The sequence below is a fragment of the Streptomyces sp. NPDC050263 genome, assembly GCF_040655955.1.
GTDB lineage: Bacteria > Actinomycetota > Actinomycetes > Streptomycetales > Streptomycetaceae > Streptomyces.
Genome location: NZ_JBFAKW010000004.1, coordinates 126,162 through 144,779 on the forward strand (window position 1 = coordinate 126,162; position 18,618 = coordinate 144,779).

The following is an 18,618-nucleotide window of genomic DNA, read 5'->3' on the forward strand; positions in this document are numbered from 1 at the left end:
GCAAAGCCGCCCCGGGGGGCGGCTCCGCGCGGCGGAACTTCACGCGTCGAGGGAGGTCATCACGTGCTTGATGCGGGTGTAGTCCTCGAAGCCGTAGCCCGACAGGTCCTTGCCGTAGCCGGACTTCTTGAAGCCGCCGTGGGGCATCTCGGCGACCAGCGGGATGTGGGTGTTGATCCATACGCAGCCGAAGTCGAGCTTCTTGGACATCCGCATCGCGCGCCCGTGGTCCTTGGTCCACACCGAGGAGGCGAGGGCGTAGTCGACGCCGTTGGCCCACTCCACGGCCTGGTCCTCGTCCGTGAAGGACTGGACGGTGATGACCGGTCCGAAGACCTCGTGCTGGATGATCTCGTCGTCCTGCTTCAGGCCGGAGACGACGGTCGCGGCGTAGAAGTAGCCCTTGTCGCCGACGCGTCGGCCGCCCGCCTCGACCTTGGCGTGGGCGGGCAGCCGGTCGATGAAGCCGGTGACCTGCTTGAGCTGGTGGGGGTTGTTGAGCGGGCCGTACAGCACGTCCTCGTCGTCCGGCTGACCGGTCTTCGTCTCGGCCGCGGCCTTGGCCAGCGCCGTCACGAACTCGTCGTGGATCGAGTCCTGGACGAGCACGCGCGTGGCCGCCGTGCAGTCCTGGCCGGCGTTGAAGTAGCCCGCCACGGAGATGTCCTCGACGGCCTTGGCGATGTCGGTGTCCTCGAAGACCACGACCGGCGCCTTGCCGCCCAGCTCCAGGTGGACGCGCTTGAGGTCCTTCGACGCCGACTCGGCGACCGACATCCCGGCGCGCACCGAACCGGTGATGGACGCCATCGCCGGGGTCGGGTGCTCGACCATCAGCCGGCCGGTGTCACGGTCGCCGGTGACGACGTTGAAGACGCCCGTGGGCAGGATCGAGCCGATGATGTCGGCGATCAGGACGGTCGAGGCCGGGGTGGTGTCCGAGGGCTTCAGGACGACCGTGTTGCCGGCCGCGATCGCCGGGGCGAACTTCCACACGGCCATCATCATCGGGTAGTTCCACGGCGCGACCTGCGCGCAGACGCCGACCGGCTCGCGGCGGACGATGGACGTCATGCCGTCCATGTACTCACCGGCCGAGCGCCCCTCCAGCATCCGGGCCGCGCCCGCGAAGAAGCGGATCTGGTCGACCATGGGCGGGATCTCCTCGGAACGGGTCAGCCCGATCGGCTTGCCCGTGTTCTCCACCTCGGCCGCGATGAGCTCCTCGGCCCGCTCCTCGAACGCGTCCGCGATCTTCAGCAGGGCCTTCTGCCGCTCGGCCGGCGTCGTGTCGCGCCAGCCCGGGAAGGCCGCGGCGGCGGCCGCCATCGCGGCGTCGACGTCGGCCTGGCCGGACAGCGGCGCGGTCGCGTACGCCTCGCCCGTCGCGGGGTTGACCACCTCGGTGGTCCGTCCGTCGGCGGCGTCCCGGAACTCACCGTTGATGTAGTTGCGCAGACGACGCAGCTCGCTGCTCACTGACCGGCCCTCCAAGTGCGGGTGTCCCGCGTGCGGGTGTCCATTGACTGAGACACCCACAGTAATCCGCGCACCGACGTTTTCAACACCCCTGATCGCGTGATGGCTGCGGAATCCGCAGATCTCACTCACGTAAACAACGAATTTCATCGCATCGACCTTGCGGAACGGTCGAGACGTCGTGCACAGTGAGGTCGTGGCCAGTCGAAGCGCAGAGCACAGGGACTCCCGCGAGTCCAGGAACGGCAGCACCCCGCACCTCGATGCCGTCAGCCTCGCCATCATCGAGCAGCTCCAGGAGGACGGCCGGCGGCCGTACGCCGCGATCGGCAAGGCGGTCGGCCTCTCCGAGGCGGCCGTGCGCCAGCGCGTCCAGAAGCTGCTCGACCAGGGCGTGATGCAGATCGTCGCCGTGACGGACCCGCTGACCGTGGGCTTCCGCCGGCAGGCGATGGTCGGGATCAACGTCGAGGGCGACGTCGAATCCATAGCCGAGGCGCTGACCGCCATGCCGGAGGTCGAGTACGTGGTGATGACCGCGGGCTCGTTCGACGTCCTCGCCGAGATCGTCTGCGAGGACGACGACCACCTGCTGGACGTCATCAACAAACGCATCCGCGCCCTGTCCGGCGTGCGCTCGACCGAGAGCTTCGTCTATCTGAAGCTGAAGAAGCAGACCTACATGTGGGGAACCCGATGACCGTGAGGACCCGATAACCGTGAGCTCAAAGGACCTCAGCCGCACCGCGTACGACCACCTGTGGATGCACTTCACCCGCATGTCCTCGTACGAGAACTCCCCGGTCCCGACGATCGTCCGGGGCGAGGGCACCTACATCTACGACGACAAGGGCAAGCGCTACCTCGACGGGCTCGCGGGTCTGTTCGTGGTCCAGGCCGGCCACGGCCGCGTGGAGCTCGCCGAGGCGGCTTTCAAGCAGGCGCAGGAGCTCGCGTTCTTCCCGGTGTGGTCCTACGCCCACCCCAAGGCCGTCGAGCTGGCGGAACGTCTCGCCCACCACGCGCCCGGCGACCTCAACAAGGTCTTCTTCACCACCGGCGGCGGTGAGGCCGTCGAGACCGCCTGGAAGCTGGCCAAGCAGTACTTCAAGCTGGTCGGCAAGCCCACCAAGTACAAGGTCATCTCCCGCGCGGTCGCCTACCACGGCACCCCGCAGGGCGCCTTGTCCATCACCGGCCTGCCGGCCCTGAAGGCCCCCTTCGAGCCGCTCGTCCCGGGCGCGCACAAGGTCCCGAACACCAACATCTACCGCGCCCCGATCCACGGCGACGACCCGGAGGCCTTCGGCCGCTGGGCCGCCGACCAGATCGAGCAGCAGATCCTCTTCGAGGGCCCGGACACGGTCGCGGCCGTCTTCCTGGAGCCCGTGCAGAACGCGGGCGGCTGCTTCCCGCCCCCGCCCGGCTACTTCCAGCGGGTCCGCGAGATCTGCGACCAGTACGACGTGCTGCTCGTGTCGGACGAGGTCATCTGCGCCTTCGGCCGCCTCGGCACCATGTTCGCCTGCGACAAGTTCGACTACGTCCCGGACATGATCACCTGCGCCAAGGGCATGACGTCGGGCTACTCCCCGATCGGCGCGTGCATCGTCTCCGACCGGCTCGCCGAGCCGTTCTACCAGGGCGACAACACCTTCCTGCACGGCTACACCTTCGGCGGCCACCCGGTGTCCGCGGCGGTGGGCCTGGCCAACCTCGACCTGTTCGAGCGCGAGGGCCTCAACCAGCACGTCCTCGACAACGAGGGCGCGTTCCTGTCCACCCTCCAGAAGCTGCACGACCTGCCGATCGTCGGCGACGTCCGCGGCAACGGCTTCTTCTACGGCATCGAACTGGTCAAGGACAAGGCGACGAAGGAGTCCTTCGACGCGGACGAGACCGAGCGCGTCCTGTACGGCTTCCTGTCCAAGGCGCTCTTCGACAACGGCCTGTACTGCCGTGCCGACGACCGCGGCGACCCGGTCGTCCAGCTCGCCCCGCCGCTGATCTCGAACCAGGAGACGTTCGACGAGATCGAGCAGATCCTGCGCGCCACGCTCACGGAGGCGTGGACGAAGCTGTGACCGTCAGCCCGATGAGCTGACTCTGTGATCAACACCGGCCCCGGTGTCTGCCGTTCGAGTGAGAAACGGCGGCCCGGGGCCGTGTGCTGTGTGGATGCCCGCCGCGACATCCTTAGCGTGCTCGTGACCGATCGGCCCTGCCTTCGTTTCCCGTTCGTTCCCCAGGATGGGGGATTGGCAAGGAACTTACGGATCTGAACCGAGGTGTACGCCCGTGACTCCTCCCCCACGTGACCGAGGGGGCTTCGCACTCGACCGCAACGGGTCTCGTGACGGCCAAGCCCTGACCGCTGCCGGAGCGGAGACGCAGCGTACTACGCCACGGAGCGGCTCCGGAAATCAGGAGGACCCGCCGGACAACGACGTGCTCTGGGCACGCTCCCTGCACTTCACGCACCCCGACGGCTCCCCCGGCCTGGGCGGGGTCTCCCTGGAGGTGCGGGAGGGCGAGATCCTCGCCGTCAGCGGACCGCGCGGCAGCGGCAAGACGACCCTGCTGCACTGTCTGTCCGGCCTGGCGCCCGCCCAGCGCGGCGAGGTCTGGTTCAACAGCGTCCCCGTGCACACCATGGGTCCGATGGCCCGCGAACGGCTGCGCCGCAACCGCTTCGGCTGGATCGACCCGGCGCCGGTCCTCGTGCCCGAGCTCAACGTCTGGGAGAACGCGGCCCTCCCCCTGATGCTGCGCGGCACCAGCCGCCGCCGGGCCAAGGTCGCCGCCCTGGAGTGGCTGGAGCGCCTGGACGTCGGCGAGCGCTCCCACAGCCGCCCGCACGAACTCACCCATGCCGAGCGCCAGCGGGTCTGCATCACCCGCGCCCTGGCCCCGGCCCCCTCGATCCTCTTCGCCGACGAGCCCACCGCCCCGCTGCACCGCGCGGACCGGGCGCACGTCCTGCGCACCCTGACGACGGCGGCCCGCTCGCACGGCATCACGGTGGTGCTCGCCACCCACGACGCGGAGACCGCGGCCCTCGCCGACCGCACCGTGGCGCTGCTCGACGGCCGCCGGGTGAAGACCGTCCATCTGCCCCCGGTGACGGAGCCGGAAGGCCGGGGGGCCGCGTGCTCGCTCTCCGTCTGACCCGCAGCGCCCACCCCGCCGTCCAGGTCCGCCGCCTCCTGGTGGCGACGGCCTCGGCGGGCACCGGCTTCCTCCTCCTGTGCACCCTCGGCCACGCCCTGAGCCACCCGGACGCCGCGGCGGCCTCCGCGCTGCGGCTGGCCTGGTGCGCGGTCCCGCTGGCCGCGACGGTCCACTTCGCCCTGGCGGTGGCCCGCACCGACCCCGGCACCCGCCCCCGCCCGGGCCTCGCGGCGATCGGCCTGGGCCCGGCCCGGCTGATGGCCGTCTCGGCGACGACGACGGCCCTGTCGACGCTGCTCGGCTCCATGCTGGCCCTCCTCCTCTTCCTGCACCTGCGCGGCGACCTCACGGGCATGCCGTTCGACGGAGCGGCGGCCGAGTTCCTGGCGGCGCACCAGCCGCTGCCGCTGCCCGCCGCCCTCACCCTGCTGGCCCTGGTCCCGGCCGCCTCGTCCGTCGCGGTCGCGTTGACGCTGCGCCCCAGGGACGCACGCGTGGCGGCCCAGGCGGCCCCGCGCATGTTCGGCCGGTTCGGGGCGGGCGGACCGACGGGGTCGAGGGAGAGCTTCGGGGCGTACGGCCGGTTCGGCGCCCGACTGAAGAGCAGCGCGCCCCGCCCGGCGGCCCCGGCCGACGACACCCTGCCCGGCCCGGAACCCGAAGCCGCCCCGAGCCCCGCCCCGGATCCCACCCCCGGCCGCACGCCGACCCCCAACCCCACCGCCCTCCCCTGGGGTGCGGCCCTGCTGGCCACCGGTCTGGCGGTGGAGGGCTACGCGAGCCGCGCCGGCGGCGGCGCCCTCCCGCTCCCCGGCGGCCTCCCCGGCGGCCTCCCCAGCGGCCCCGCCGGGGTCCTGCTCGGCTGGATCCTCACCGCCGTCGGCCTCGCCCTCGCCGGCCCCGGCCTCACCCATCTCTGCGGCCGGCTGCTGCAGACGGCCCGCCCCGGCGCCCTGCGGCTCCTCGCGGGCCGGGGCCTGATGCAGGAGGCGTCCCGCATCGGCCGCCCGCTGGGCGTCGTCTGCGCGGTGGCCTCCGGCGCGTACACGATGGCCGCGCTGTACGACCCGGCCGACCCGTCCTTCGGCCCGCTCACCACCCTCGGCGCGCTGGTCGTGGCGGGCTCCACCGTCGCCACGCTGCTGACGGCGGCCGTGGAGGCCCGGCAGGCCCGCGCCGACACCACCGCCGCGCTGCTCCGCCTCGGCGCCCCGGCGAAGACGCTGCGCAGCGCCGCCGCGATGCGCGCCGGCGCCCTGCTGACGCTGTTCGTCCCGCTCACCCTCGTCGTGGCCGAACTCGCGGCGCTCCCCCTGGCCCGCTGAGATCCCGGCCGAAAAAATCTCCGCCCGCCGATGAGTTCGGCGCGACCCACGGGTCTACCCCACCGAACAGCACACACCGGCACGCACCTGCGCCACGAGACCGCGAACCCCAGGGAGAGACCCGATGACCACTCCGGCCTACCAGCAGATGATCTTCGTCAACCTGCCCGTGAACGACCTCGACGCCTCGAAGAAGTTCTTCACGGAGCTCGGCTACAAGCTCAACCCCCAGTTCAGCGACGACAACGCGGCCTCCGTGATGATCAGCGACACGATCGTCGCGATGATGCTCGTCAAGCCGTTCTACTCGACCTTCACCAAGAAGGAGATCGCGGACTCCACGAAGACCAGCGAGGTCCTGATCGCGCTGAGCGCCGAGAGCCGCGAGAAGGTCGACGAACTGGTCGACAAGGCGATCGCGCTGGGCGGTTCGCCGGGCGGCGAGACCCAGGACCACGGCTTCATGTACGGCCGCTCCTTCGACGACCTGGACGGCCACACCTGGGAGATCTCCTGGATGGACCCGTCGGTCATCGAGAGCTGACCGAACCCGGGCGGTCCACCGAACGGCGGTACCCAGGACCGGTCCTAGCATGGGCGGGTGCATCCGACGACACCCGCCCCGCCGTTCGACGGCTCCCACGACCGTGAGATCGAGACCCTCGCCGAGTTCGACGAGGCGGTCCGCGACCACGGCACCCTGTTCCACTTCCGCGTCCAGTCCGTCGACCTGACGGACCGTACGGAGGTCCTGCTCGCCCTGGACACCACGGGCGCCGTCTTCCTCGGCTGCCCGATGCACCCGGACGCGGCCGCGAAGTCCCGCGCCTCGGGGGCCCTCGTGCTCCCGCCCGTGCCAGGCCTGTCCTTCGACCCGTACCGCGGTTTCGTCTACTCCCCCGACGAGCTCTTCGCCGACCTGGCCGAGGGCTACGAGGCGACTCCGGACGCCCGTACCTACGCCTGGTTCCAGCGGACCAAGGCGGACGGCGACATATTCGGCTCGATGCTCCGCTCGATCCACGACGACGCCGTGTCGGACGCCCTCGACGAACTCCTCGTCGGCGCCCGGGTGGTGGGGGTGAAGGGCGGTCACGCGATGGCGCGCGGCACGGAGGCGTACGCCGGCGCGGCCCGCCTCGGCCGGGAACTCGCCCGCGCGGGGCTCACGGTGGCGACCGGCGGCGGACCCGGCGCGATGGAGGCCGCGAACCTCGGCGCGTACGCGGCCCCCTTCGGCGACGAGATGCTCGACGAGTCGCTGCGCCGCCTCGCCAAGGCGCCGAAGTTCACCCCCTCGATCACCGATTGGGCCAGGGCCGCCTTCGACGTGCGCGACAACTGGCCCGGCGGCGGCCCCTCGGTGGGCGTCCCCACCTGGTTCTACGGCCACGAGCCGCCGAACCCGTTCGCCGCGCACATCGCCAAGTACTTCTCCAACGCCACCCGGGAGGACGGCCTGCTGGCCCGCTGCACCGCGGGCGTGGTGTTCCTGCCGGGCGCCGCCGGGACCGTCCAGGAGATCTTCGACAACACGACGCCCAACTACTACGAGTCGCGGGGCGAGCCGACGCCGATGGTGCTCGTGGACCGAGCGCACTGGACCGAACGCCTGCCGGCCTGGCCGCTCTTGCGGTCACTCGCCCGGGAGCGGGCCATGGAGTCCCGTATCGCCCTCGTTGACCGGATCGAGGAGGCTCCGGAAGCGTTGAAACGTCTCGGTGGTTAATAAGCGGGCAAAGGCAACCGCTCAGAGGGGTCCCCACATTGACACTTCTTATGGAACGCTTATAGACCTGTGAGTCTGCTGGGGATGGTGACGCACTCGGCTCACCGGGGGCGCCATCTCCCCCTCCACCCCCCGCAGTTGCGCTTCCCGTAAAGGACAAACGTGTCCCTATCCCGCCGTACCGCCGCCCGCTCGGTGCGCATGCTCGGCGTCACCGCCGCCGCCGCCGCCCTCGCGCTCAGTGCCTCCGGCACCGCGCTGGCCCGCGAGATCGGTGACTTCTCCGCCGCTGCCGCCTGTGACGGCACGAAGGGCGTCATCACCGTCACCGACAACGACCCCACGGGCGTCCCGGCCGTGATCACCGTGTTCCTCGAGAACAACGGCGCCGACCTGAGGCAGGTCGGCGAACCCCAGACGGTCGAGGGCTCGAAGAAGGGCGTCACCGTCTCCTTCGCCGAGGACTGGGAGCCGAACGCCGAGTACCGGATCCACGTCGTGGCCGACAACGGCAAGAAGACCCCGGTCGACGCCGACATAGCCCCGAACCTGACCACCCCGTCCAAGGCCTGCAAGGCCGACGACACCACCACCCCGACCACCACCCCGTCCTCGACGCCGTCGGGCACCACTCCGCCGCCGGCCGAGACGGTCACCGCCTCGCCGTCCCCGTCCGACTCGGCGAGCGACAGCTCGGCGCCCCCGGCCTCGGCGAGCAACGCCCCGTCGGCCGCGGTCCAGGAGTCCAACCTCGCCGAGACCGGCGCGGGCTCCAACACCGGTCTGATCGTCGGCATAGCGGCCGCTCTGGTCGCCGTCGGCGGCGGCGCGGTGTTCTTCGGCATGCGTCGCCGTGGGGCCAGCCACCGCTGACCTCCACCACCGACCCGAACGCGCGTGGCCCGTCCCCGACCGGGGCGGGCCACCCGTTCTTCCCGGCCGCTCAGCCGAACTTGGCCCTCTCCAGCCAGAACTCCAGCACCTCGCGCTCGCCGAGCACCTCCAGCCCCGGGCTGTCCAGCGGCAGCCGGCCGTAGAAGGCGAGCAGCACGGAGGTCAGCGGCCCGCGCAGGGCGACCGTCGCCTTCTCGTGCCCGCGCCGCCAGACGATCCCCTGCTCGGTGAGGTCGACACTCCACTCGGCGTTCAGGCCGGCCGCCGCGTCCGTGGCGTGCAGATGGATGCTCCGGTCCCCGACGAGCAGTTCCGCGGCCACCCGGTGCGGCAGGTTCCGCTGCACCCACGCCACGATCTGCAGCCATTCGTCCAGGGTGTCGGCGGCCACCTCGGGCGCGACCTCGTAGGGCAGTCCGACCGCGAGCGTGGCGTCGGCGCGGTGCACGGTGATCTCGTGGGTCATCCGGCGCGCCCAGAAGCCGGTGTCGTGCACCCCGGCCCAACCCCACACCTTCGTGTCCGGCCCGGCCTCCCGCAGCGCGCCGACGACCAGTTCGCCGGTCTCGGCGAGCCAGGCGTCCAGCGCGGCCGGGTCGCCCTCGACCGCCGGTCCGCCGATCCCCGGAACCCGCTCCGGCGGGATCTCCTCCTGGGCCCGCGCCCGCACCAGGGCGTCCGTCCAGCGCAGGGCGACGCCCATGTGCCGCACCAGCTGCTCCAGCGACCAGTCGGGGCAGGTCGGCACGGTCGCCGTCAGATCCGCCCCGGAGGTCACCACGGACCTCAACAAACCCATCTGGTGGGCGATTTCGTCGCAGTACCGGTCATGCGAGAGAAGGGTCATACACAGCACCGTAGGGCGCGGCGGGTCAGTCCAGCACGACGATTTCGGCCGTGTCGAAGGACACCTCCACCGTGCTCCCGACCTCCGGCGCGTCCCGCAACGCGCACGCCGCCTCCAGCTTCGGTGCGCCCTCCGGCTGGAGGTGCACGGCGACATGCGTGCCCCGGAAGGTGCGCGCGGCGACCGTGCAGCGCAACCCCTCGTCCACGCCCACCAGGCGCACCCCGGCGGGCCGGACCAGCAGCGTGCACGCTCCCTGCGCCGACCCGGCCGGCACCGGCATCTTGCCCCACGGCGTGACGGCGACCTCTCCCGTGACGGTCGCCTCCACCACGTTGTCGAAGCCGAGGAAGCGGGCCACGAACGCGTCCGCCGGCCGCTGCCACACCTCAAGAGGCGTGCCGGACTGGGCGATCCGGCCGTCCCGCATCACGACGACCCGGTCGGCGAGCGCGAACGCCTCGCCCTGGTCATGGGTGACCGCGAGCACGGTCGTGCCCAACCGGCCGAAGAGTTCCCTCAGCTCGACGACCAGCCGCTCGCGCAGCGACCGGTCGAGCTGCCCGAGCGGCTCGTCGAGCATCAGCAGCCGGGGCCGCGGCGCGAGGGCCCGGGCCAACGCGACCCGCTGCTGCTCCCCGCCGGAGAGCGCGGCCACGGCCCGGCCAGCGGCCCCCGGCAGCCCGACGAGTTCGAGCAACTCCCGCACCCGCTCGCCCTGTTGAGCCTTGGGCAGGCCGCGCATCCGCAGCCCGAAGGCCACGTTGCCGCCGACATCGCGCTGCGGGAACAGCTGGTGGTCCTGGAACATCAGCCCGAGCTCCCGCCGATGCGCGGGCACCCCCGCCTGATCGCTCCCGTCGAGCAACACCCGTCCGGAGTCCAGGGGTTGCAGCCCGGCCACCGCCCGCAGCAGCGTCGACTTGCCGCTGCCGCTGGGCCCGAGCACACACACGACCTCGTGCTCGGCGACGGCAAGACCGACGGCGTCCAGCACAGGCCGCCCGCCGAACCGCACGGTAGCGCCGTCAAGTTCGAGCAGCGGCATCAGAACTCCCCCGTCCGGTCGGTCCGCAGCCGCTCCAGCACCAGCAGGGCCACCGCGCACACCACCATCAGAATCGTCGAAAGGGCCATCGCCTGGCCGTAGTTGAGCTCACCGGCCCGCCCGAGCAGCCGCGCCACGGCGACGGGGAGCGTCGGGTTGTCGGGCCGGGCGATGAACACGGTCGCGCCGAACTCCCCCAGCGACACCGCGAACGCGAACCCGGCCGCGACCAGCAGCGCCCGCCGCACCATCGGCAGGTCGACCTCCCGCCACACCCGCCAGGGCGACGCCCCGAGCACGGCCGCCGCCTCCCGCAGCCGCCGGTCCACCGCCCGCAGCACCGGCAGCATGGTCCGGACGACGAAGGGCACGCCGACCAGCGCCTGCGCGAGCGGCACCAGGATCCAGCTGCCGCGCAGGTCCAGCGGAGGCTCGTCGAGCGCGATCAGGAACCCGAAGCCGACGGTCACCGCGGAGACGCCCAGCGGCAGCATCAGCAGCGCGTCGAAGCCCCGCACCAGCCGTCCGGCGTCCCGGCGGGTGAGAGCGGCCGCGGCGAGCCCGCCGATCAGCACCGCGATCCCGGTCGCGGCGAGGGCGTACTCCAGCGAGTTGCCGATGGCCTCGATCGGCGGGACCAGGAAGACATTGCCGTCGTCGCTGGTCAGCGCCCGGTAGTAGGCGAAGTCGGGCGCGTCGAACGAGCGCTGCACCAGCACCGCGAGCGGCAGCACGAGCAGCACGGCGATGCTCGCGAGCACCCCGGCCAGCAGCGACCACTGCCCGGCCCCGCGCGGCCGCCGCGCCGTCACGGCCGCGTCCACCAGCCGCAACGCGGTCTCCCGACGCCGCACGGTCCACGCGTGCACGGCGAGGACCGCGCCGACGGCCGCGAACTGGACGATCGTGAGGACGGCGGCCGTGGACAGGTCGAAGATCTCGGAGGTCTGCCGGTAGATCTCCACCTCCAGGGTGGAGAAGGTGGGACCGCCCAGGATCTGCACCACACCGAACGAGGTGAAGGTGAAGAGGAAGACCATCAGCGCGGCGGCCGCGACAGCCGGCCCGAGGGCGGGCAGGGTCACCGTGCGCCAGGCGCGCAGCCGGGACGCGCCCAGCATCCGCGCCGCCTCCTCCTGCCCGGGGTCGAGTTGCGCCCACAGCCCGCCCACGGTCCGAACGACGACCGCGTAGTTGAAGAAGACGTGCGCGAGCAGGATCGCCCACACCGTGGTGTCCAGCCGTACGCCCCACAGCTCGTCGAGCAGGCCGCCCCGCCCGACCAGCGCCAGGAACGCCGTGCCGACGACGACCGTCGGCAGCACGAACGGGACGGTGACGACCGCGCGCAGCACCTGCTTGCCGGGGAAGTCCAGACGCGCGAACACATACGCCCCCGGCAGCGCGACCAACAGCGTGAGCGCGGTGGAGACGAGCGCCTGCCAGGTGGTGAACCACAGCACATGCCGGACGTCGGACTGGGCGAGCACGTCCCACAGCCGCCCGAACCGCCAGCTCCCGTCGACGTCGAGCCCCCGGGCGACGATCGCAGCGACCGGGTAGGCGAAGAACACCGCGAAGAACGCGACGGGCAGGGCCATGAGCCCGAGCCGCGCCGCCGCGCTCCCCTTGGCGCCGCTGCCCTTGCCGGGGGCTGCTTCGGTCACTTCAGTACGAGCGAGGTCCATGACTTGACCCAGTCGTCGCGGTGTTCGGCGATCTTCGCCGGGGCGAGGGTCTCGGGGTCCTTCGCCTGCGGCCCGTACTGCGTGAACTCCGCCGGAATCTGCGCGCCCGTCCGCACCGGATAGACGAACATGTTGAGCGGCATGTCCTCCTGGAACTCCTTGCCGATCAGGAAGTCGATCAGCGCCTTGCCGCCCTTGCTGTTGTGCGCGTTGCTCAGCAGCCCCGCGAACTCGACCTGCCGGAAGCAGGTGCCGGCCGCGACCCCGGTCGGGGCGGTGGTCGGCTTCGGGTCGCCGTAGATCACCTCGGCGGGGGGTGAGGAGGCGTAGGAGACGACGAGCGGCCGGTCGGCCCCCGCCTTCTTGCCGCCGGCGGACCCGGAGAACTCCTCGTTGTAGGCCTGCTCCCAGCCGTCGACGACCTTGACGCCGTTGGCCTTGAGCTTCGCCCAGTACCCCTCCCAGCCTCCGTCCCCGTACTTCGCGGCCGTGCCGAGCAGGAAGCCGAGTCCGGGTGAGGAGGTGGAGGCGTTCTCGGTGACGAGGAGGTTCTTGTAGGCGGGCTTGACGAGGTCGTCGAAGGAGGCCGGCGGGGTCAGCTTGTGCTCGGTGAAGTACGCCTTGTCGTAGTTGACGCAGATGTCGCCGAAGTCGATCGGCGTGACCCGGTGCTTCTCGGCGTCCAGCTGGAACGCGCTGCCGACCTGGTCCAGCCCCTTCGCCTCGTACGGCTGGAAGAGCCCGTTGTCGAGCGCGCGGGAGAGCAGGGTGTTGTCGACGCCGAAGAAGACGTCGCCCTGCGGGTTGTCCTTGGTGAGGATGGCCTTGTTGACGGCCTGCCCGGCGTCGCCGTCCTTGAGGACCTTCACCTGGTAGCCGGAGGTCTTCTCGAAGTCGGCGAGCACGGTCTTGGACACGGCCCATGAGTCATGGCTGACGAGGGTGACGGTCTTGGACTCCGCCGCCACTCCCTCGCTGCCGTCGCCGTCCGTGGATCCGCACGCGGACAGCGTGGACAGCGCGATCATGCCGAGCCCGAGGGCCGCGGCCTTGAAGGTCTTGTTGTGCACTGGTTTTCCTCCTGGGGTGGACCAGGAAGAGACGCGGCCCTGCCCGGGTGTCCGCAGGGGACATCCGGGCAGGGCGCAACAGCTCGAGTGATGACCGAACTTCCTACCCAGAATGACCTGGGCGAGGTTCAGAGGGTCTGCGGCCTGGGTGCCGCACTCTCAGCGCTGTGGCGCTCCCCTGTCGGAATATGAAGATGTGTATGGCCTAAAGACTACCGCTCGGTGGCCGCGAGCTGACCGCAGGCCCCGTCGATCTCCTGACCGCGGGTGTCCCGGACGGTGACGGGCACCCCGTGCGAGGCGATCGCCTCGACGAACGCCTTCTCGTCCTCCGGCCGCGAGGCCGTCCACTTCGAGCCCGGCGTCGGGTTGAGCGGGATGAGGTTGACGTGCACGGGCTTGCCGCGGAGCAGCCGGCCGAGCCGGTCACCTCGCCAGGCCTGGTCATTGATGTCCCGGATCAGCGCGTACTCGATGGACAGCCGACGGCCGGACCGCTCGGTGTACTCGAACCCTGCGTCCAGCACCTCGCGCACCTTCCACCGCGTGTTCACGGGGACGAGGGTGTCGCGCAGTTCGTCGTCGGGAGCGTGCAGCGAGATCGCGAGCCGGCATTTGAAGCCCTCGTCGGAGAACCGGTGGATGGCCGGCACGAGCCCGACCGTCGACACGGTGATGCCCCGCTGCGAGAGCCCGAGGCCGTCCGGCGCGGGGTCGGTGAGCGCCCGGATGGAGCCGACGACCCGCTTGTAGTTGGCGAGCGGCTCACCCATGCCCATGAACACGATGTTGGACAGCCGGGCCGGCCCGCCCGGAACCTCGCCGTCCCGCAGCGCCCGCATGCCGTCGACAATCTGATGGACGATCTCGGCGGTGGACAGATTCCGGTCCAGCCCCGCCTGCCCGGTCGCGCAGAACGGACAGTTCATCCCGCACCCGGCCTGCGAGCTGATGCACATCGTCACCCGGTCCGGGTAGCGCATCAGCACCGACTCCACGAGCGTGCCGTCGAACAGCCGCCACAGGGTCTTGCGGGTGGTCCCCTGGTCCGTCGACAGATGCCGGACGACCGACATCAGGTCCGGCAGCAGCGCCTCGCGCAGCTTCTCGCGCGAACCGGCGGGGATGTCCGTCCACTCCGCCGGGTCGTGCGCGTAGCGCGCGAAGTAGTGCTGGGACAGCTGCTTGGCACGGAACGGCTTCTCACCGATCTCCGCCACGACCTCCTTCCGCTCGGCGGGCGAGAGGTCGGCAAGGTGCCGCGGCGGCTTCTGGGCTCCGCGGGGGGCGACGAAAGTGAGTTCTCCGGGCTTAGGCATAGCCGTACCAGTGTCGCAGATCGAATCGTGTGACCGGTGCCGCGCTCGGCACAGCGGCAACGGCCTCAGGGCGGCCTCGCAGCGACGGGCCCCTGCCCCGGAGACCGGACGCTGTTGGCGAATTTCCGGAGACCGGGGCGGGGGCCCGTGCGAGCCGTTCTGCGCGGGTGGGTCAGCCGGAGCCGACGAACAGCACGAACAGGGCCCAGACGACAGGAGCCGTAGGGAGCAACGAGTCCAGCCGGTCCATGATGCCGCCGTGGCCCGGGAGGAGCGTGCCCATGTCCTTGATGCCCAGGTCCCGCTTGATCATGGACTCGCCGAGGTCGCCGAGCGTGGCGCTGGCCGCGACGGCGAAGCCGAGCACCAGGCCCTGCCACCAGGTGCCGTCGTCGATCAGGAACTGCATCAACAGCGCGCCCGCGACCATCGCGAACGACACCGCGCCGAGCAGACCCTCGCGGGTCTTGCCGGGACTGATGCGCGGGGCGAGCTTGGTCCTGCCGAAGCGCCAGCCGACGGCGTACGCGCCCGTGTCGCTGACGACCGTCAGGAGCAGGAACGTCATGACGCGGAACGCCCCGTCGTCGGAGGCGAGCATCACGGCGACGAACGTGGCCAGGAACGGGACGTAGAAGGCCGCGAAGACGCCTGCCGTGACGTCCTTCAGATAGCCCTCGGGCGGTTCCGTCATCCGCCAGACCAGCACCGCGAGCGCGGTGAGGGCCATGGCGACCCAGGCGCCCTCGGCGCCCCGGACGTAACCGGCGACGACCATCGCCGCGCCGCCGACCGCGAGCGGCACGAGCGGCGCCTTGATGCCCTTGCGCTCCTGCAGCCTGCTGGTCAGCTCCCACAGACCGACGACGACGGCGACCGCGACCACGCCGACGAACACGGCCTTGACGATGAGCAGCGACGCGAGGATCACCGCACCGAGCCCGACCGCGACCCCTATGGCCGCGCCCAGGTCTCGGCCCGCGCTCTTCTTCTGCGGGGCGGGCGCAGGGTGCGGGACGTCGGACATGGGCTCCGGATTCTGCGGCACCGCCGCAGGGGGCCGTGCCGACGGGGTGTCGTTGCCGCGAGCGGCGTCGCCGTAGGGTTCGCCGCCGTAAGGCGTGCCGCCGTAAGGCGGGTTGCCGTAAGGCGGGTTGCCGTAGGACGCGGTGCCGTAGGACGCGCCGTGGTGGGGCTCGTCTCGGAACAAGGGGCCGCCCGGCCGAGCGGCCCCCCGGTCGTCATCCTGGTTTCCGCCGTGTGCGGGTACGTCGGGGACGATGGGCATGGGGCGAGTCTGCTGCGCCTCAGGCGCATCGTACGCGGGACCCGCCGGGGCGGCCCCCTGGACAGGACCCTGGGCAGCGGGCCCCCAGTACCCGGCCCGTGACCCGGCTTGCGGCGGTGAGCCCCAGGAAGAGTCGTTCATCAGACCTCGAGCAGCTCCGCTTCCTTGTGCTTCAGGAGCTCGTCCACCTGGGCGACGTACTTGTGCGTCGCGTCGTCGAGCTCCTTCTCCGCACGGCGGCCCTCGTCCTCGCCGACCTCGCCGTCCTTGACGAGCTTGTCGATCCCGTCCTTGGCCTTGCGACGGACCGCGCGGATGGACACCTTGGCGTCCTCGCCCTTGCCCTTGGCGACCTTGATGTAGTCGCGGCGGCGCTCCTCGGTGAGCTCGGGGAACACCACCCGGATGATGTTGCCGTCGTTGCTGGGGTTGACGCCCAGGTCCGAGTCGCGGATGGCCTGCTCGATGTTGCGCAGGGCCGTCTTGTCGAACGGGGTCACGACCGCCATGCGCGGCTCCGGCACGGAGAACGAAGCCAGCTGGTTGATCGGCGTCGGCGCGCCGTAGTAGTCGGCCACGATCTTGTTGAACATCGCCGGGTGCGCACGGCCGGTGCGGATCGCGGCGAAGTCCTCCTTGGCGACCACGACGGCCTTCTCCATCTTCTCCTCGGCCTCGAGGAGGGTCTCTTCGATCACCACTTGCTCCTGCGTGTCTTGAGTAGGCCCGGCTGCGGTTCCTTACGGGGCGGCGGCCGGCTGCGTCGCGTCTTCTTCCTGCACGGTTCCCGACCGGCAGGACATTGTCCATCCCCCGGCCAGGGTCCGTCCCCCGGTCAGGGGCTGTCGTACGAGACCGGGGTTGTGCCGGTCAGGCCCGGCTGCCTTGCTCACCCACAAGCGTGCCGATCTTCTCACCCTTGACGGCGCGAGCGATATTGCCCTCCGCCAGAAGCTCGAAGACGAGGATCGGCAGCTTGTTGTCGCGGCACAGTGTGACGGCGGTGGCGTCGGCGACCTTCAGCTCGCGCGTGATGACCTCGCCGTAGCCGAGGGCGTCGAACTTGACGGCCTCCGGGTTGGTCTTCGGGTCGGAGTCGTAGACGCCGTCCACGCCGTTCTTGCCCATCAGCAGCGCCTCGGCGTCGATCTCCAGGGCGCGCTGCGCGGCGGTGGTGTCGGTCGAGAAGTACGGCATGCCCATACCGGCGCCGAAGATGACCACCCGGCCCTTCTCCAGATGCCGCACGGCCCGCAGCGGGATGTACGGCTCGGCGACCTGGCCCATGGTGATGGCCGTCTGGACGCGGCTGTCGATGCCTTCCTTCTCCAGGAAGTCCTGGAGGGCGAGGCAGTTCATGACCGTGCCCAGCATGCCCATGTAGTCCGAGCGGGCCCGGTCCATGCCGCGTACCTGGAGTTCGGCGCCGCGGAAGAAGTTACCGCCGCCGATGACGACGGCGATCTCCGCGCCGTCCCGGACGACGGCCGCGATCTCCCGGGCGATCTTGTGCACCACGTTCGGGTCCACGCCCAGGCCCCCGCCACCGGAGAATGCCTCACCGGACAGCTTCAGCAGAAACCGGCCGCGTACCTTGCCGTCGTCGCTCTTCTGGGGCTTGGTGGTCATGGGAGATCCCGCCTCTTTCACGTGGTGCACATACGAAGAAGGCCACTGCCGGTGGGGTGTCGTCCGCAACCCGTGCTCGGCAATGGCCTCCTCGTCAGATCTGCTGTCGTCCGTCACGCGTGCGCGTGACGGCGTACCGGACGACTGCATCCGACCCTATCGGGCCGACGCGTCGATCGCGGTACGGACTCAGATGCCGACCTTGATGCGCGTGAAGCGCTTCAGGGCGACACCGGCCTCGTCCAGGACCTTCTGGACGGACTTCTTGTTGTCCAGCGCGTACGGCTGGCCGAGCAGCGTGGCGTCCTTGAAGAAGCCGTTGAGGCGACCCTCGACGATCTTCGGCAGGGCGGCCTCGGGCTTGCCCTCGGCGCGGGTGGTCTCCTCGGCGACGCGGCGCTCGGACTCGACGACCTCGGCCGGCACGTCCTCCTTGGAGAGGTACTTCGGCGCGAAGGCGGCGATGTGCTGGGCGATGCCCTTGGCGACGTCGGCGTTCGGCTTGTCCAGCTCGACGAGGACACCGATCTGCGGGGGCAGGTCGGGCATCGTGCGGTGCATGTACGCGAACACGAAGCCGTCGGCGAACACCGCGAAGCGGTCCAGCACGATCTTCTCGCCGAGGTTGGCGTTGGCCTCGTCCACGAACGCCTGGACGGTCTTGCCGGCCTCGATCTCGGAGGCGAGCAGCGCCTCGAGGTCGGCCGGGGAGGTCTTGGCGACGTGCTCGGCGATCGCGGCCGCGGCGGCCTGGAACTTCTCGCCCTTGGCGACGAAGTCCGTCTCGCACTTCAGCTCGACGAGGACGCCGGAGGAGTTGTCGTCAGCGATGATCGAGACCACGGCGCCGTTCTCGGCGGAGCGGCCCTCGCGCTTGGCGACGCCCTTCTGGCCCTTGATCCGGAGCGCCTCGACGGCCTTCTCGACGTTGCCCACGGCCTCGTCCAGGGCCTTCTTGCAGTCCATCATGCCGGCGCCGGTGAGCTCACGGAGCTTCTTGACGTCAGCGGCGGTGTAGTTCGCCATGATCTGTGAATCTCTCTCGGAGTTCGAAGTCTCGAAGATCTACGAAGATCTGGGGCTGTGGGTGAACGGCGGGCGGCTCGGTCAAGACGCCACCCGCCGTCACTT

Annotated in this window: 17 protein-coding genes and 1 riboswitch; of the genes, 7 read left to right on the top strand and 10 right to left on the bottom strand. The window is 70.7% G+C overall.

Going from position 1 to position 18,618, the window contains the following annotated elements:
- Positions 1-39: 39 nt before the first annotated feature.
- On the bottom strand, positions 40-1,479 hold the full coding sequence (locus AB0J04_RS03000; RefSeq protein ID WP_363166609.1) for a gamma-aminobutyraldehyde dehydrogenase: 1,440 nt from the start codon (positions 1,477-1,479) through the stop codon (positions 40-42).
- 181 nt (positions 1,480-1,660) lie between these two features.
- Here AB0J04_RS03000 and AB0J04_RS03005 point away from each other — a divergent pair, with 181 nt between their 5' ends.
- The 7 genes from AB0J04_RS03005 to AB0J04_RS03035 all read left to right on the top strand — a co-directional run bounded on the left by AB0J04_RS03005 (position 1,661) and on the right by AB0J04_RS03035 (position 8,577).
- On the top strand, positions 1,661-2,179 hold the full coding sequence (locus tag AB0J04_RS03005) for an Lrp/AsnC family transcriptional regulator (protein ID WP_363166610.1): 519 nt from the start codon (positions 1,661-1,663) through the stop codon (positions 2,177-2,179).
- A 19-nt stretch (positions 2,180-2,198) separates the two neighbouring features.
- Positions 2,199-3,563, top strand: a complete 1,365-nt coding sequence (locus AB0J04_RS03010) for an aspartate aminotransferase family protein (protein WP_363166611.1) — start codon at positions 2,199-2,201, stop codon at positions 3,561-3,563.
- A 364-nt stretch (positions 3,564-3,927) separates the two neighbouring features.
- On the top strand, positions 3,928-4,647 hold the full coding sequence (locus AB0J04_RS03015) for an ATP-binding cassette domain-containing protein (RefSeq protein WP_363166612.1): 720 nt from the start codon (positions 3,928-3,930) through the stop codon (positions 4,645-4,647).
- On the top strand, positions 4,629-5,975 hold the full coding sequence (locus AB0J04_RS03020) for a hypothetical protein (RefSeq protein WP_363166613.1): 1,347 nt from the start codon (positions 4,629-4,631) through the stop codon (positions 5,973-5,975). Before AB0J04_RS03015 ends, AB0J04_RS03020 begins: the two co-directional genes overlap by 19 nt.
- Positions 5,976-6,099: 124 nt before the next feature.
- Positions 6,100-6,519, top strand: a complete 420-nt coding sequence (locus AB0J04_RS03025) for a VOC family protein (RefSeq protein WP_363166614.1) — start codon at positions 6,100-6,102, stop codon at positions 6,517-6,519.
- A 57-nt stretch (positions 6,520-6,576) separates the two neighbouring features.
- Positions 6,577-7,704 carry a Rossmann fold nucleotide-binding protein gene (locus AB0J04_RS03030; protein WP_363166615.1) on the top strand — a complete coding sequence of 376 codons (1,128 nt, stop codon included), beginning with the start codon at positions 6,577-6,579 and terminating at the stop codon, positions 7,702-7,704.
- Between the two features lie 162 nt (positions 7,705-7,866).
- Positions 7,867-8,577 (top strand): LAETG motif-containing sortase-dependent surface protein, encoded by a 711-nt coding sequence (locus tag AB0J04_RS03035; RefSeq protein ID WP_363166616.1) that lies wholly within the window; start codon positions 7,867-7,869, stop codon positions 8,575-8,577.
- 70 nt (positions 8,578-8,647) lie between these two features.
- On the opposite strand, the gene AB0J04_RS03040 is transcribed toward AB0J04_RS03035, so the two are convergent.
- From AB0J04_RS03040 to tsf, 9 genes are all read right to left on the bottom strand, one after another.
- On the bottom strand, positions 8,648-9,445 hold the full coding sequence (locus AB0J04_RS03040) for a maleylpyruvate isomerase family mycothiol-dependent enzyme (RefSeq protein ID WP_363166617.1): 798 nt from the start codon (positions 9,443-9,445) through the stop codon (positions 8,648-8,650).
- A gap of 25 nt (positions 9,446-9,470) precedes the next feature.
- The gene (locus tag AB0J04_RS03045) at positions 9,471-10,493 is read right to left on the bottom strand and encodes an ABC transporter ATP-binding protein (RefSeq protein ID WP_363166618.1); all 1,023 of its coding nucleotides are present in this window, start codon (positions 10,491-10,493) and stop codon (positions 9,471-9,473) included.
- Complete coding sequence (locus AB0J04_RS03050; RefSeq protein WP_363166619.1) at positions 10,493-12,181, bottom strand: iron ABC transporter permease; 1,689 nt, start codon at positions 12,179-12,181, stop codon at positions 10,493-10,495. The genes AB0J04_RS03045 and AB0J04_RS03050 overlap by 1 nt, the downstream gene beginning before the upstream one ends.
- On the bottom strand, positions 12,157-13,251 hold the full coding sequence (locus AB0J04_RS03055) for a thiamine ABC transporter substrate-binding protein (protein WP_363166620.1): 1,095 nt from the start codon (positions 13,249-13,251) through the stop codon (positions 12,157-12,159). Before AB0J04_RS03055 ends, AB0J04_RS03050 begins: the two co-directional genes overlap by 25 nt.
- An 82-nt stretch (positions 13,252-13,333) precedes the next feature.
- A riboswitch (TPP riboswitch) is annotated at positions 13,334-13,441 on the bottom strand.
- A 22-nt stretch (positions 13,442-13,463) separates the two neighbouring features.
- A complete protein-coding gene (rlmN, locus tag AB0J04_RS03060; protein ID WP_351919558.1) occupies positions 13,464-14,570 on the bottom strand; it encodes a 23S rRNA (adenine(2503)-C(2))-methyltransferase RlmN in 1,107 nt (368 codons plus the stop codon).
- 172 nt (positions 14,571-14,742) lie between these two features.
- Positions 14,743-15,999, bottom strand: a complete 1,257-nt coding sequence (locus tag AB0J04_RS03065; protein WP_363166621.1) for a phosphatidate cytidylyltransferase — start codon at positions 15,997-15,999, stop codon at positions 14,743-14,745.
- On the bottom strand, positions 15,999-16,556 hold the full coding sequence (gene frr / locus AB0J04_RS03070) for a ribosome recycling factor (RefSeq protein WP_363166622.1): 558 nt from the start codon (positions 16,554-16,556) through the stop codon (positions 15,999-16,001). The genes AB0J04_RS03065 and frr overlap by 1 nt, the downstream gene beginning before the upstream one ends.
- A 172-nt stretch (positions 16,557-16,728) precedes the next feature.
- Entirely contained in the window at positions 16,729-17,487 is a 759-nt protein-coding gene (gene pyrH / locus AB0J04_RS03075; protein WP_351919554.1) for a UMP kinase, read from the bottom strand.
- 189 nt (positions 17,488-17,676) lie between these two features.
- Positions 17,677-18,513, bottom strand: coding sequence for a translation elongation factor Ts (gene tsf, locus AB0J04_RS03080; protein WP_363166623.1), 837 nt, complete (start codon positions 18,511-18,513; stop codon positions 17,677-17,679).
- Positions 18,514-18,618 lie beyond the last annotated feature (105 nt).

Bases quoted from the DNA above. Each gene is read 5' to 3' on its own strand.
- AB0J04_RS03025 (WP_363166614.1), top strand. From the start codon at position 6,100: ATGACCACTCCGGCCTACCAGCAGATGATCTTCGTCAACCTGCCCGTG.
- AB0J04_RS03040 (WP_363166617.1), bottom strand. From the start codon at position 9,445: ATGACCCTTCTCTCGCATGACCGGTACTGCGACGAAATCGCCCACCAG.
- AB0J04_RS03045 (WP_363166618.1), bottom strand. From the start codon at position 10,493: ATGCCGCTGCTCGAACTTGACGGCGCTACCGTGCGGTTCGGCGGGCGG.
- AB0J04_RS03050 (WP_363166619.1), bottom strand. From the start codon at position 12,181: ATGGACCTCGCTCGTACTGAAGTGACCGAAGCAGCCCCCGGCAAGGGC.
- rlmN (WP_351919558.1), bottom strand. From the start codon at position 14,570: ATGCCTAAGCCCGGAGAACTCACTTTCGTCGCCCCCCGCGGAGCCCAG.
- AB0J04_RS03065 (WP_363166621.1), bottom strand. From the start codon at position 15,999: ATGAACGACTCTTCCTGGGGCTCACCGCCGCAAGCCGGGTCACGGGCC.
- pyrH (WP_351919554.1), bottom strand. From the start codon at position 17,487: ATGACCACCAAGCCCCAGAAGAGCGACGACGGCAAGGTACGCGGCCGG.
- tsf (WP_363166623.1), bottom strand. From the start codon at position 18,513: ATGGCGAACTACACCGCCGCTGACGTCAAGAAGCTCCGTGAGCTCACC.